Consider the following 13,483-nt stretch of genomic DNA (forward strand, 5'->3'; position numbering starts at 1 on the left):
CTATTATCGCCCTTTCACTTTTCACACTTTCCTTTTATGGTACAACTAATATAGCCAGAACGAAAGAGTGAAGGCATTAACAATTACTATCCAACAGTAAAGTGCTAAACTTAATATATTGATTATTAAAAAGGAGTGTTTTTTTTGAAAACGATGACATTGGGAAACAGTGGATTAGAGGTACCTAATATAGGATTAGGATGTATGCGGATGAAGGATCTCATAAAGAATGATGCTGCTAAGGTAATTCAAAGTTCAATGGATGCAGGGATAAACTTCTTTGACCATGCAGATATTTATGGAGACGGAAAATCTGAAGAAGTTTTTTCAGAAGCAATTGAATTGACTTCTTACAGCCGTGATAAAATAACATTGCAAACAAAATGCGGTATCCGAAAAGGCTCTTTTGATTTTTCCAAAGACCATATTTTAGCATCTGTTGATGGCAGCCTCGAGCGCTTGAAAACAGACTACATTGACATTCTGCTACTTCACCGTCCAGATACATTAGTTGAACCAGAGGAAGTGGCCGAAGCATTCACAATGTTGAAAGAAAGTGGTAAAGTTCGACAGTTCGGTGTCAGTAATCAAAACCCTATGCAAATTGAACTGTTAAAAAAGTATCTAAAACAGGATTTAATTGTGAATCAACTTCAATTCAGTATCATGCATACCAGCATGATTGACGCTGGAATGAATGTAAATATGGGAAATGATTCTGCTATAGTTAGAGATGGTAGTGTCTTAGACTACAGCAGACTAAATGATATGACGATCCAGGCATGGTCTCCCTTCCAATATGGGATGATGGAAGGAGTATTTGTCGGAAATGAAAAATTCCCTAAGCTTAATACAACACTACAGGAAATCGCTGAAAAAAAAGGCGTAACTGATTCAGCTATAGCCGTAGCATGGATTCTCCGTCATCCTGCAAAGATCCAACCAATTGTTGGTACTATGAATCCGGAACGTCTTAAAGGTATTGCGAAAGCATCCGACGTTGAGCTTAGTAGAGAAGAATGGTATGAAATCTATCGTGCAGCTGGCAATGAACTTCCTTAACTTATTAGCATATGGAGTCAGGTTACACAGCTCCATATGCTTTTTTAATTACCTTGGAATCCATAATTTTGTAAAGTCAAAATGGCCAAAGGATGTGAACGCTGCATCTTTTATCATCGGATGAAACGTTCTCTCTTTAACGGGGTGATATTGAAATATAATTAGGTTACGCTCTCGAATATGTCGCTCAATCTCCGAAAAAACCACTTCTCTTGTCTTGGCGTTTCCCGTTTTAGTTTCTCCTAATTTTTGATCAATCCAACCTAAATCTTCAGTAGGGAACATTCTCCTGAACAAGAGTGTCCGATTGTAGAATGCACCAAAAAAAGACAAATGCTGGTCAAGTGATGACACCTCGCCCATGAAGATTAAATCAGCATGATCATCCATCGTCCTGTTATAAAAATCAGTGAAATCAAATGTATGCAAAACAAAATTTATACCGTATTTTTTTGCCTCCTCCGCGAACCATCCCACTTCTTTTCTAGCACGATCGAAACCAAGGTGATACAAATGGAGTTCTTCCCCACAGTAACCAGATTGCTTTATTAACCCTTTGATTAGGTTTGCATCTTTCTCTAGGTAAACAGAACGTTCTACTGAAAAACTGCTGGACTCGAACAACTGATCAAAATTTAAGGCTTTAGCTAGTTTATTCATATCCAGTAGATGGTAAATAGCTTGACGGAAAGCTGGATGCTGAACGATCGTACTCTGATTAAAATTAAATGCTAAAAAACGAAATCCAGTCTCAATTTCCTGTTTTACGACTGGTTCTGCTAAAGTATCATGATCAATAGTGTAATTAACCAAATTAGCCGCCTCTGAAGAAACCTTATAAAAATGAACCTCGTCTAGTAGTGGTCGTTCTTTAAAATATCCATCAAATGCTTCTAATACAAGTTTATCCTGACTTCTTTCTTTTAACGAAAATGGGCCAGTACCAATCCATTCATATTCATTAAATGGTAGATTAGCAGGCAAAATACAGAAGTTCGGTGATGCTAGATAACGAAGAAAGAATGGATTTGGTTGACTTAAATAGATAGCCACTTTATACATCCCTTCACATTTAACTTCAACAATTTCGTTTGCCAACCAAGCATAGGAAGCAGGACCACTCTTTACTCGGTTGATTGTCGCCTGAACATCCCTACTAGTTAACTGCTCTTGATGGTGGAACAAAACACCCTTACGCAAGTGAAATGTCCATACCTTTTGCGTTTCATCAAGCTGATAATGATGGGCAATATGAGGTAAAATACAGTCCTGCTCCGCATCATATTTTACTAGTGGATCACCTAATTGCTCAATTAGATGCGATTCAAAAGTTATTGCTGTTTGTATTGGATCAAGCGTAGTGATTTCCCTGGAAATAAGTGAATGCAGAATATCCTTGGTTGTTTTATCTTTTTGATACCCAAACAAATTACGGATATCTGAAGACACCTTGGCAATCCAGGCCTTTGGAATGGGCAGTCTCAGAAGTTGCGCAGCATGGTCGAGCTTGTCATGCTCAAGGCATTCCTTGACAAAACATTCTACTTCAAATTGAAGGGCGTTTACAAAGATAAGTTTAGAACGATTTCCCCTCCCTTTTCCAGGTACATAGCTTAGTTTTTCTTCAGCTTGGAACTGATGAAGAATTCTTTTGACGTTCTTACTTGAGCAAAACCATAATTCTTCAAGTTCAGCCAGTTTAAACTGACATTCTTTTTCATGCTCACGTTCATAAAAATGTGCCCGCATAGCAAAATAGCGATTAGTCATTACATGGAACCTCCTTAGAAAACTTGGCTTATCGCCAAGCCTTAATGGCGAAAGCCTTAGTTGCACTTATGCAGTAAGAAAGGATTTATACTTTCTTACCTGCTAACAAAAGCGCAAGCGCCCTGGGTAGAGACGTACGGACTGGACTGAGCCGTAGGAGATAAAGGAAACATACCCCTGCAACAGGGGTATGCCGACGTTGGACGGCAAGTCCGCTTTTAGTCGGCCCTCCTCTGAGGAAGGAAGCCGATGTTGACTTATCGTACGAAGGCGAGGGAAGTCTCGCTAGTCTCTGGGCGTTGGAGCTGGACGTGGCTGTTATTGTAAGCAAGCTTAACAAAGCCAAATTTTTTATACTTTTTCATCTCCTCTAAAAGGGGACATTAATTTACTTATTATACCCTTTTTACCCCCTTTTTCAACTCGTATACTATCTATTAGGAGGAATTCACATGTTTAAATCTTTACACCCTAATATACGTATTAGAATTTATACATATTTTTGAGCAGGTTAGTCGGATCAGCGGTATTTCCGTTTATGGCCATTTACTTTACAAGTCATATCAATGCATATGTTGCTGGGGTACTGGTATTGATACAGGTAGTCGTACAATTTTTGACTGGGTTATATGGTGGTTATCTAGCGGACATCATCGGTCGAAAACGATTGATGGTTACAGGAGAAATATTGAAAGTTGCAGCTTTCACCGGGATGCTTATTGCTAACTCTCCAATGCTCCAGTCACCTTGGACTACGTTTGCCATGTTACTTATAATTGGAGCAGCCTCAGGCCTTGTTAACCCTGCTGCTGAAGCAATGTTGATTGATGTTAGTACGAAAGAAACAAGAGCTTTTATGTACGCGATAAATTACTGGGCCGTTAACATGTCTCTTATGCTCGGGCTTATCGTGGGTGGTTGGTTTTTCGAAGCATTCCTTTTTGAGTTATTGGCAATCTTGATTTTGATGAGCCTAGTTACATTATGGATGACGGCAGTCTTAATTAAAGAAACCTATCAGGCTAATGAAGGACAAATCACTCAGGGCTATGGTATAAAGCCTTTGCTGAAAAGTTATCAGACTGTAATGACCGATTGGCCGTTTTTAGCCTTTACAATCGGCGGTATTGCAATTCTTGCCATCGAGTTTCAACGGAACAACTATATTGCTGTGAGGTTGGAACAGGAAATTATTCCACGTACAATTGATCTTTTTCATATTTTTCCCTTTCAGCTAGATGGCATAAGATTGCTGAGTCTATTGACTGTAGCAAACACATTGATGATCATTTTTCTGACCGCATCTGTTACAAAATGGATAAGGGGGAAAAATGAACGATCAATTATGTATATTGGATTTATACTATTTGGCATTGGCTATGCTTTTCTTGCATTTAGCAATAATATACCAGCCATGTTCGTAGCTGTATTTGTCTTATCCATTGGCGAACTCATGTATGTACCAACACGTCAGTCTATCTTAGCAGAGATAGTTGATGATACAAGGCGTGGTTCCTATATGGCTTTTAATGGCTTAGTATTCCAGTTAGGTAAAATGCTTGGAGCTTTGGGCCTGATTGTGGGAAATATTGTTGGTGGTATTTGGATGGCTGCAGGTTACTTAGTTCTTGTTGTCATCGGTATTCTATTCTCAGGAATGGCTATTAAAAACCGTGCAGAAAACAGGAAAAACATAGGTGAAATGGTAGCTGCAAAGAAATAAATAAGGAGGATTATAAATGAAATTTGTATTATTATTTGGTCCTCAAGCAGTTGGAAAAATGACTGTTGGGCAGGAATTAGCAAGGACTACTGACCTAAAACTTTTTCATAATCACATGACCATTGATTTACTTGAACCGTTTTTTGGATTTACTCCTGAGATGTGGCGTTTATCTTCATTATTTCGGGAGGAGATATTTAAAACATTTTCCAGAAGTGATTCGTACGGAATGATTTTCACCTATGTCTGGGCGTTCAATAAAAAAGAGGATTGGGAAGCTGTAGAAAAAATGTGTGCTATCTTTAATTCCGAAAAGGCAGATGTATACTTTGTTGAGTTGGAAGCCGATACGAAAGAAAGACTAATACGGAATAGAACGCCTAACAGGCTTGAACATAAACCAACAAAGAGAAACATCGAACAATCAGAACGGAATTTATTAGATTCGTTGAAAGACCTTAGGTTAAATTCTATCGAAGGTGAAATTGACAGGAAAAATTATGTCAAAATAAATAATACAAATTTGAGTGCAGGAGAAGTAGCTCAAATGGTCAAAGATGAATTTAATTTGTAGCTTCCTCGGCACATTCTTCTTGACATACACACAGGATAATGGTTAACTATTAATAGATTTCAAAGGGGAGTAGCTTTAACAGTATTGTCGTCATTACAGAGTGATTTTGTTCACTCTCGGCATTACTGGCAACTTACGGTGTTGTTAGCAAGACCTTTGCCAATTTGGTAAAGGTCTATACATTTTTCTTAGGGGCCTTTACCATGTTATTTGGTAGAGGCCTCTATTTTTTTATATCCAGGAAGGAGAAGTACAATTGGACTCAATTTGGTTAGAATATGGATGGACATTATTAATATTAATTGGTCTTGAAGGTTTATTGTCTGCTGACAACGCACTTGTTATGGCTGTTATTGCTAAGCACTTGCCGGAGGACCAAAAGAAACGCGCCATAAATTATGGTATCTTAGGGGCATTTGTCTTTAGGTTTGGAGCTCTTTTCGCCATTTCGTTTATAGCACAGGTATGGCAGGTACAAGCAATTGGGGCAGCCTACCTCATTTATCTAGGTCTTAAGCATATTATTGTGACTTATTTCGGTTCAGAGAAAGGTAACACAGAGGCCGAGAAAGAAAATGAACCAGCTGGAAAAGGATTCTGGCCAACTGTAGCGAAGATTGGTCTTGCCGATCTTGCATTTGCGATTGATTCTATTCTTGCAGCTGTTGCACTTGCACTGGCTCTTCCGGACTCTCCGCTTCCTGAATTCGGCGGAATGGACGGAGCTAAATTTATAGTTATCGTGCTTGCCGGGATTGCTGGACTGATTTTAATTAAATTTGCAGCGACCTGGTTCGTTAAGCTTCTCGAAGTTAGACCTGGATTAGAAACAGTAGCATACATGATTGTTGCTTGGGTCGGGGTTAAATTGGCTATTATTACGCTTTCACATGATAAAGTCGGCGTACTGCCGCACGACTTCCCACATAGTACCGGATGGACTCTCTTCTTTTGGGGTGTACTTCTATCCATCGCAATTGGTGGATGGTTTCTATCAGGGAAAAATAGCACTAAAAAAGAAGATTAAACTAATGGTTTGAAAGAAAGTTTATTCTTTACTGCCTAAAAAGTCCTAACATACTTCTTGTTAGGACTTTTTTAGCAGTTAAGAAAAGCTCAGGGTGCCTTGTTCAGCCCCTACCAGTTTAAGACGAATCTCTTAGTGATGGTTTTTATCACAAAGAGAGTTGACTTAAAACCTCGAGGGACTAGGCGCTGGAGCTAGACAGAAAAACGCTAAATTTTATTCTTTCTTTACTTTTAAGAAAGTATAAATCCTTTCTTACTGTGTATAAGTGCAACAAAGTGGCTATAAAGGCTTGGAGATAAGCCAAGTTTTCTAATGGTTACTCCCGATATCGCCGAATTGGCTCAGTCATCTGAAACTCTTCCTTTGAAAACTCTTTATCTTGTAATCTTCTTTTTGGCTCCTTATGTCGTTTCTTATGTTTAACAGATTTTATTTTTCCGAGTCTAAAAATAACGCCAACCTTCACTTGCTGTACTTCCTTGACCCCTTGGATAATGAGCTGCATCGCAAAGATTGATAGCATAAATGCAAGCAAAACCCATGCTAACAAGAAAAACTTGCCTGATTGAAATGCATACCTGTTTGTCGCAATTAATCCTGACCAGTCATATGTGATTGATTTCGGAGGGCTTTTCATCAGACCTGACTCAACAACTGTCCCACCAAGAAAAATGTTGTAAACACCTAGGTGGATAAGAATTAAAAGTACCTGAATAAACTGTTGGCCAAATAAAATCGTCATTCTTGGACCTATATGTGGTATTACATGGCGCCAAAAGATATGAAACTTACTACCCCCTAATACCTTTGCACTTAAAATAAACTCATTCTGTAACACGCGATTGATATCCTTCCCAACTAAAACAGTGGTAAGAGGAATAACAAGAATGGTCAATATAATAACTTCTGCCCCAATCCGTACGGAAATATCAGAAGAAAACCCACTCGTTGTACCAAAGATAATCATCTTTAGCAGGATATATGCTATCACACTTAACGGGATAAAATGAATGGAGTCAACCATCTTACTGATCCATTGCTGACTTCTAGCGTTTAACTTAAATGCATAGAAAGTTCCAAACATTAATCCCCCAACAACACGCAATACAGCAATGACTAACCCACAAATCAATGTATATTTTGCGCCAACAACAATTTGGTCTAAAATACTGTAACCAAATTGATCAGACCCAAGAAGAAACGGTTCTGTAGGTTCATGTGGTGGTGCACTTATGAATGACCCGTCCTCTGCAAACAAGAGTTTAATTTGTTCGATATGTTCATCTGTCGTAACTGAATAGATAACACTGTAGCTAATTACAAAAATGAAATATAAACATCCTAAAACAAATTTCCAATTTTTTAAATGCTTTACAATGACTATGACAATAGATATAATCGGCCGCCATGGTCTTAATCTTTTTATATTTACTTTTTTAACCATATAAAGGATATTGCTGCCTGATCGCTTCAACCAGCCCTTCATTTCAACCGGTTGCCACTTTTTCCACCAATGTTGTTTTCTTGTAATTGAATATGTATGCAGTTCATCCGGATTTATCCAAAGGTCGATAATTTGAAAGAAAAAGTAAAAAGGTGTAAAGATCATTATAAGTGAAATAGCTATCGTAATTGGTATAAGGTTTTCTACTAAATAGAATGATAACCCTTTTATGTTGTACAATCGTTCAATTACAAACTGGCTGGATAATGTTGCCCATATGATAAGCTTCATATGATGAAAGGAGCTTGGCATAATATTCTTTAAAACATGCTTTGTAATAATCCTAAACTTCTTTATCCCTTTGCTTTGCAAAAAGGACACATAATCTTTTAGAAGCTCCTGTTCTATCATAAGCAGCAATATTTTAAACATAGATACCATTGGAAGTATTGACAGCGTTATAATTGGTCCTAAATAAGCTTTCTCATCCCTAATTGTTGCAACCTTAAAAATGTCGACTGCAAATGTTTTGTAAACATAAACCGATAGCATTTGCAGCAAAATGGCAATCACAAGGTCCGGTACTGATTCCAGAAAGTCGAGTAACCGTTTGATCGGGTTTAGTAAAAGTTTATGCGAAAAATTTGCTGTTAACGCCATGATAAATGCTAAAGATAAGCCAATGGCTACAGCAGCTAATAAAATCTGCATTGAGTACAAATAAGGTCCCCAAAGTACTTCAAGTAAAGGAATTTTAACCACGTTCACCGTCCATGGTACTGAATACATCCATGTTTGGGGATTAAATAATTGTTCAGCAAATCGATAGAGCAAATCAAAAAAAGCAACTGGATGCCATATTTTACTATAAACGGCCACAGGAAGAATACTAACCGCCAGTATTCCAACAATACCGAGCAAATAAAAGAGAAAGAGCTTTAAAACCCGCATAGATTAACCCCCAAGATTTGTTACGCCGGATTTTTCTGTTTTTTTATAATATTACTATTGTTTACAATTTATTCAATAGGAAATGTCCTATGATAGAATTGTATGGGGATTGTCCCTGTTAGGAGGAAGTATAATGAAACTAGTTTCATGGAATGTAAATGGGTTACGCGCTTCTGTCAAAAAAGGATTTCTGGATTATTTTCATGAAGTTGATGCAGATATTTTCTGTGTTCAGGAAATTAAATTGCAAGAGGGACAAATAGAATTAGATTTAGATGGCTATTACCAATATTGGAATTATGCTGTTCGAAAAGGATATTCAGGCACAGCAGTTTTCACTAAGCATAAACCTCTATCTGTTAAATACGGGTTAGGAGGAGATAACGATCACCCTGAAGGACGAATTATAACGATGGAATTTGAAGAATTCTACTTGGTAAATGTCTATACTCCAAATTCACAAAGAAGTTTGGAGAGACTTGGTGTTCGCCTGCAATGGGAAGATGAACTATATGACCACTTAAAACAATTGGACAGTTTGAAGCCACTGATTCTATGTGGAGATTTAAATGTTGCTCACAATGAAATAGATTTGCGGAATCACAAAACGAATCACGGCAATTCTGGATTTACAAAAGAAGAACGCGGGAGGATGACAAAGTTACTTGATTCTGGCTTTGTGGATAGTCTTCGTTACTTTTATCCAAATACAGACGGGCTGTATACATGGTGGTCCTATATGAAAACTGTTCGGGAGAGAAACATTGGATGGAGGATTGATTACTTCATTGTTTCCAAAAATCTGGTTGACAGATTACAAGATTCTAAGATACATGCGCACATATTAGGTAGTGATCACTGTCCTATCTTACTTGAGATGATTTAGGGAAAATCTAGTGGGGGCTATCCCTCATGTATAGTATTACTGTACGAGCGGACTGTCCCCTAATAGCCGCATTCGATATGCGTTAATTGCTGTCTCACCTAATTGGTCAAGCAGATTATAATTAGCATAGGCACCTACAATTGCCCCAAGACCTGGAATTAATTGAAACATTTTTATCAAGTCAATATAGTCCCGATACTCCTGCTGAAATACCTGCCAATCCATATCGACCAGCGTCTTTTTTTGTTCCTCCCAGTTCTCAATGATATAAAAAGTTTCCTTGCGTTTCTCATCATTGGAAAAGGCTAATTGAAACACATGCAGAATGAATAACCGCTCCTCATATTGTCGTGTATCAAAGCCATATACCGATGCTGCATCAAATAGAAACTTCATTTTGATCGATAACAATAAAGGAAAATCGGCAAGTCCGAGAAAAATACCCCCTGCACCAGTTCCCGCACCCTCAACAACAGCTGTTTTTCTGTAGTTCGTTAGTTTTTCCTTAACAAGATGATCACGCTCTGATAAGCTCATTCCTTCTGATTGGATTTTTTTCGTAGTCAGATTTGAACCGAATAATGTAGCCTTCACCATATTCTTTATGCTCTCTGTTACGACTTTATGGACCCTTTCAGGAATTAACCCATTTATTCTTGTTTGAACCTTTTTTGACATTCGGTTAAAAAGACTGGACTGTTTCAAAATTTTTTCTTTCCAATCCTTTATATCCCTATTCACTTTCCGTTCATATTCGGTCATTTTAGTCCATCCTTTAAATAAAATTAATCAGTGTATATTTTTTGAGCTTCATACTTAAACCCTTGATACGTGTATCCTTGTCGTTTATACATCTCTCTTGGTGTATCATCACCATCTGCAACTAAAATCACTGTCTTGTCAGGAAAGCTATCCATAACTGATTTTTGCAGTCGGCTGCCTATCCCTTTTTTCTGAAATTGTTCCATGACATCTAACCCATCAATTTCTGCCGTATCCTCAGCAATAATAATTTCTACTGATCCAGCCGGCACCCCTTTGAAATATGCCATGATCTGGTGAAAATTAGGATCGGTCAAATTTTGCTTATACAGGTTGACTTTCCCTTTTGCAAACTCTTCTCCAAACTTACTATCCTGCTGATACTGGAGTGTTAAATACGTCTCAAAATTATCAACAGTAACATCTCGAACCTCTATATCCTGGTGGGGGTCTACAGATGGAAAATGTCTTGGTTGTATAACATACAGCTCCATATGGCCAAAATCATAACCGGAACCCTTCAAATACTTCACTAGTGCCTCAGTAGGTTTTTCATTATCAGGAAAATAAAACTTTACATGTTTTTGACCTTTACTTACATGGAAATCTCTTAAAAAAAACTCAGCATCTTTAAAATCTGTTAATGATGGTATTTCTTTAAATTCAATAAAATTACTGTCATACCGCACTAACATTTCCGGATAGTGAAAATGTTTGTACAGATCATTTTCAAAGATATTGTGACCAAGTGTATAAATGTTTTCAAACGTTATTTTATTCATAAGAATTCTCCCCAGTTAACTTCTATTTATCTCTCTTTTATTCAAAAAACCACACGCCCGATACTTTAATAGTAATCGATAGCGTGTGGTTTTGTATAGTTAATTAAATTTGTTTTACCTCATTCGTTAATCAGTTCACTAACGTCATTATTTAAGGTTTCTTTGGCATCTGTTGTGATAAACTTAGCCATCGACTTTTTATTTAAATGTTTCAAGAAGCCCTCGAGCTTTTTAATACCTTGTTTTTCATGACCTTTGTTAAAGTGATACTCTGCCTGGCTTAGTTTATTTGAAAGTTTGACAGCTAACGGATGATCAATTTCTCCCGCTGTAACAAAATCAGCTACATCCTGTTGAACAGAGGCAAGCGTTACAGGTTCTGATAAATCAATACCATATTCAGCAAAACCATCTGTTCCTTCACCGATGTACGAGATAATTCCGTCCTCTTCAACAAATTGTTGTGCATCCGGGGACGACTGGAATGTTAGTTCAGGGTTGCCGTCAATTGGTGCAAATGTCCAGTTATTATCAGCCGATGGATCAATCGTTCCATTTTGCTGTATATACTGGATTACTACTTGTCTGTTTTGTATCTGTGGAGAAAGAACAATCTGACTTCCGTCTAAGTGAGGGAAGTTACCGCCTCCACCTGCCCGGTAGTTGTTAGTTGCTACAAGAAACTCCTGTTCACCTGCTATAGGCTCCCCATTGTATTGTAAGTTTACAATCCGTTGTGCATCTGGATTGATTAGTTCGCCATCATTACTATATTTTGATGGTTCAGTAACATCTACCTGGTAAGTGACTCCATCAATAACATCAAAGTTATAGGTTGCAAAGTCATTGTCAACGAATGATTGTTGTTCTGTATCATTTGAATCAACTTCATTAAATTGCCCAGCAGACATTTCAAGCCAATCTTGAATTTGATTGCCTGTTAATTTAACAACCTTTAAAGTGTTTGGGTAAACATAAAGGTCTGAAACGTTTTTGATGGCAATCGGTCCTTCTGGAATATATGTGTAATAATTGGCTCCACCTCGCCCACCAGCTTTAAATGGTGCAGCCGCCGACAATATCGGCAGTCCTTCATATTCTGTTCCTTTAACTGCATTTTCTGTATACCATTTTTGTGCATTAGAAACGATTTGTACTGATGGATCGTCTTTCACAAGCGCAAAGTAACTATAAATTGGAGCTGTCGTTTCACCGACTGTTGAACGAATATATTCAAGTGTTGCCTGGTGGTCCTCCGCGATCACCTCCATAATTTCCTCGTCTGGTTCGACAAGTGCCTCCCCAGTACTTTCATCGTAAATCGCCCTTGCTTCGGAGCTGGAATCAATAATGTTCCAATCTTCACCGGACTTTTCCAGTTTCAGATCAATGATTCCTAGGTGGTTTCCCCAGAAGCCCGCTTCAACAGCAGCAACTCCATTAATAGTACCCTTTTCTAAATTAACACCAGGTATTCCGGCAAACGACTCACTAGGGAAAACTTCATGAGCATGTCCAAACATAACTGCGTCAATACCCTCTACCTCGGTAAGGTTGTACGTAGCATTTTCTTCACGTTCCTGCAGCTCTACTGAACCAAGACCAGAATGTGGGATTGCTACAATAATATCAGCACCTTGTTCTTTCATTATAGGTACATATTTATTAGCAGTTTCATAAATGCCCTTAGTAATTACTTTTCCTTCAAGGTTTGTTTTATCCCATTGCATAATTTGAGGTGGTACAAAACCTATCACCCCAACATCAACATTTTGAGTAACACCGTTCATGTCTACAACTTGCTTTTTAAAGATTTTATAGGGTTCAAAAAAATGCTTATCATTTGTGGGATCAGTGTCACCATCGTCATAATAAACATTCGCATTGATATACGGAAAGTTAGCATCGTCTATTGCTTCTTTTAAATAATCAATACCATAGTTGAATTCATGGTTTCCAATATTTCCAGAGGCGTAATCCAACAGGTTCATTGCCTTATAGACAGGATGAACTTCCCCCTCTTCAAGTCCGTTCTGTGCAACATAATCTCCAAGTGGATTTCCCTGAATCAGGTCTCCATTGTCAAACAACATGGTATTACCTGCTTCACTGCGTGCTTGTTTAATAAGCGTTGCAGTCATTGCAAGGCCGTATTCACTCGTAGACTCGTCCTTATAATAGTCATAATTTACTAGATTTACATGAATATCAGTCGTTTCCATCAGTCTCAAGTTGACAACACTGCCCTCAGTCGTTTCAGCGTTTGAAGTGTTGACACCACTAAACGGAACAACCATTAGTAACGCAAGCAGCGCAACAAAAGATACTCTTCCAATTCTTCCTTTTTTCATTGTGTAACCCCTTTCAAAATTTGGTTAAATTCCTAACTATAGACTACTCGATTAATACACTTTTTTAAATAGTATAAATGGCAGGGTGCAAATGAACTGATTACGAAAACTAAATGAGCCTACACCACTTTTGGTATAGGCTCAAATT

The 13,483-nt window shown here is 37.9% G+C and carries 10 protein-coding genes; 5 read left to right on the top strand and 5 right to left on the bottom strand.

The window, feature by feature from the left end:
• The first annotated feature begins 144 nt into the window (after positions 1 to 144).
• The gene (locus tag ACOI1D_RS12860; protein ID WP_422501693.1) at positions 145 to 1,062 is read left to right on the top strand and encodes an aldo/keto reductase; all 918 of its coding nucleotides are present in this window, start codon (positions 145 to 147) and stop codon (positions 1,060 to 1,062) included.
• Between the two features lie 48 nt (positions 1,063 to 1,110).
• On the opposite strand, the gene ACOI1D_RS12865 is transcribed toward ACOI1D_RS12860, so the two are convergent.
• Complete coding sequence (locus ACOI1D_RS12865; RefSeq protein ID WP_422501694.1) at positions 1,111 to 2,832, bottom strand: ABC transporter substrate-binding protein; 1,722 nt, start codon at positions 2,830 to 2,832, stop codon at positions 1,111 to 1,113.
• A gap of 502 nt (positions 2,833 to 3,334) precedes the next feature.
• Here ACOI1D_RS12865 and ACOI1D_RS12870 point away from each other — a divergent pair.
• From ACOI1D_RS12870 to ACOI1D_RS12880, 3 genes are all read left to right on the top strand, one after another.
• A complete protein-coding gene (locus ACOI1D_RS12870; RefSeq protein ID WP_422501695.1) occupies positions 3,335 to 4,555 on the top strand; it encodes an MDR family MFS transporter in 1,221 nt (406 codons plus the stop codon).
• A gap of 16 nt (positions 4,556 to 4,571) precedes the next feature.
• The gene (locus tag ACOI1D_RS12875) at positions 4,572 to 5,129 is read left to right on the top strand and encodes an AAA family ATPase (RefSeq protein ID WP_422501696.1); all 558 of its coding nucleotides are present in this window, start codon (positions 4,572 to 4,574) and stop codon (positions 5,127 to 5,129) included.
• A gap of 256 nt (positions 5,130 to 5,385) precedes the next feature.
• Positions 5,386 to 6,156, top strand: coding sequence for a TerC family protein (locus ACOI1D_RS12880; protein ID WP_422501697.1), 771 nt, complete (start codon positions 5,386 to 5,388; stop codon positions 6,154 to 6,156).
• Between the two features lie 319 nt (positions 6,157 to 6,475).
• On the opposite strand, the gene ACOI1D_RS12885 is transcribed toward ACOI1D_RS12880, so the two are convergent.
• Positions 6,476 to 8,554, bottom strand: a complete 2,079-nt coding sequence (locus ACOI1D_RS12885; protein WP_422501698.1) for an ABC transporter permease subunit — start codon at positions 8,552 to 8,554, stop codon at positions 6,476 to 6,478.
• A gap of 133 nt (positions 8,555 to 8,687) precedes the next feature.
• On the opposite strand from ACOI1D_RS12885, the gene ACOI1D_RS12890 reads away from it, so the two are divergent.
• Positions 8,688 to 9,440 carry an exodeoxyribonuclease III gene (locus ACOI1D_RS12890; protein ID WP_422501699.1) on the top strand — a complete coding sequence of 251 codons (753 nt, stop codon included), beginning with the start codon at positions 8,688 to 8,690 and terminating at the stop codon, positions 9,438 to 9,440.
• Positions 9,441 to 9,476: 36 nt separating this feature from the next.
• On the opposite strand, the gene ACOI1D_RS12895 is transcribed toward ACOI1D_RS12890, so the two are convergent.
• From ACOI1D_RS12895 to ACOI1D_RS12905, 3 genes are all read right to left on the bottom strand, one after another.
• Positions 9,477 to 10,202, bottom strand: coding sequence for an EcsC family protein (locus ACOI1D_RS12895; protein ID WP_422501700.1), 726 nt, complete (start codon positions 10,200 to 10,202; stop codon positions 9,477 to 9,479).
• A gap of 23 nt (positions 10,203 to 10,225) precedes the next feature.
• Entirely contained in the window at positions 10,226 to 10,984 is a 759-nt protein-coding gene (locus ACOI1D_RS12900; protein ID WP_422501701.1) for a GNAT family N-acetyltransferase, read from the bottom strand.
• Positions 10,985 to 11,103: 119 nt separating this feature from the next.
• Positions 11,104 to 13,335, bottom strand: coding sequence for a bifunctional 2',3'-cyclic-nucleotide 2'-phosphodiesterase/3'-nucleotidase (locus ACOI1D_RS12905; protein ID WP_422501702.1), 2,232 nt, complete (start codon positions 13,333 to 13,335; stop codon positions 11,104 to 11,106).
• Positions 13,336 to 13,483 lie beyond the last annotated feature (148 nt).

The organism is Virgibacillus sp. DJP39, assembly GCF_049310925.1.
GTDB lineage: Bacteria > Bacillota > Bacilli > Bacillales > Amphibacillaceae > Virgibacillus_F.

Bases quoted from the DNA above. Each gene is read 5' to 3' on its own strand.
- ACOI1D_RS12890 (WP_422501699.1), top strand. From the start codon at position 8,688: ATGAAACTAGTTTCATGGAATGTAAATGGGTTACGCGCTTCTGTCAAA.
- ACOI1D_RS12900 (WP_422501701.1), bottom strand. From the start codon at position 10,984: ATGAATAAAATAACGTTTGAAAACATTTATACACTTGGTCACAATATC.
- ACOI1D_RS12865 (WP_422501694.1), bottom strand. From the start codon at position 2,832: ATGACTAATCGCTATTTTGCTATGCGGGCACATTTTTATGAACGTGAG.
- ACOI1D_RS12895 (WP_422501700.1), bottom strand. From the start codon at position 10,202: ATGACCGAATATGAACGGAAAGTGAATAGGGATATAAAGGATTGGAAA.
- ACOI1D_RS12885 (WP_422501698.1), bottom strand. From the start codon at position 8,554: ATGCGGGTTTTAAAGCTCTTTCTCTTTTATTTGCTCGGTATTGTTGGA.
- ACOI1D_RS12905 (WP_422501702.1), bottom strand. From the start codon at position 13,335: ATGAAAAAAGGAAGAATTGGAAGAGTATCTTTTGTTGCGCTGCTTGCG.
- ACOI1D_RS12875 (WP_422501696.1), top strand. From the start codon at position 4,572: ATGAAATTTGTATTATTATTTGGTCCTCAAGCAGTTGGAAAAATGACT.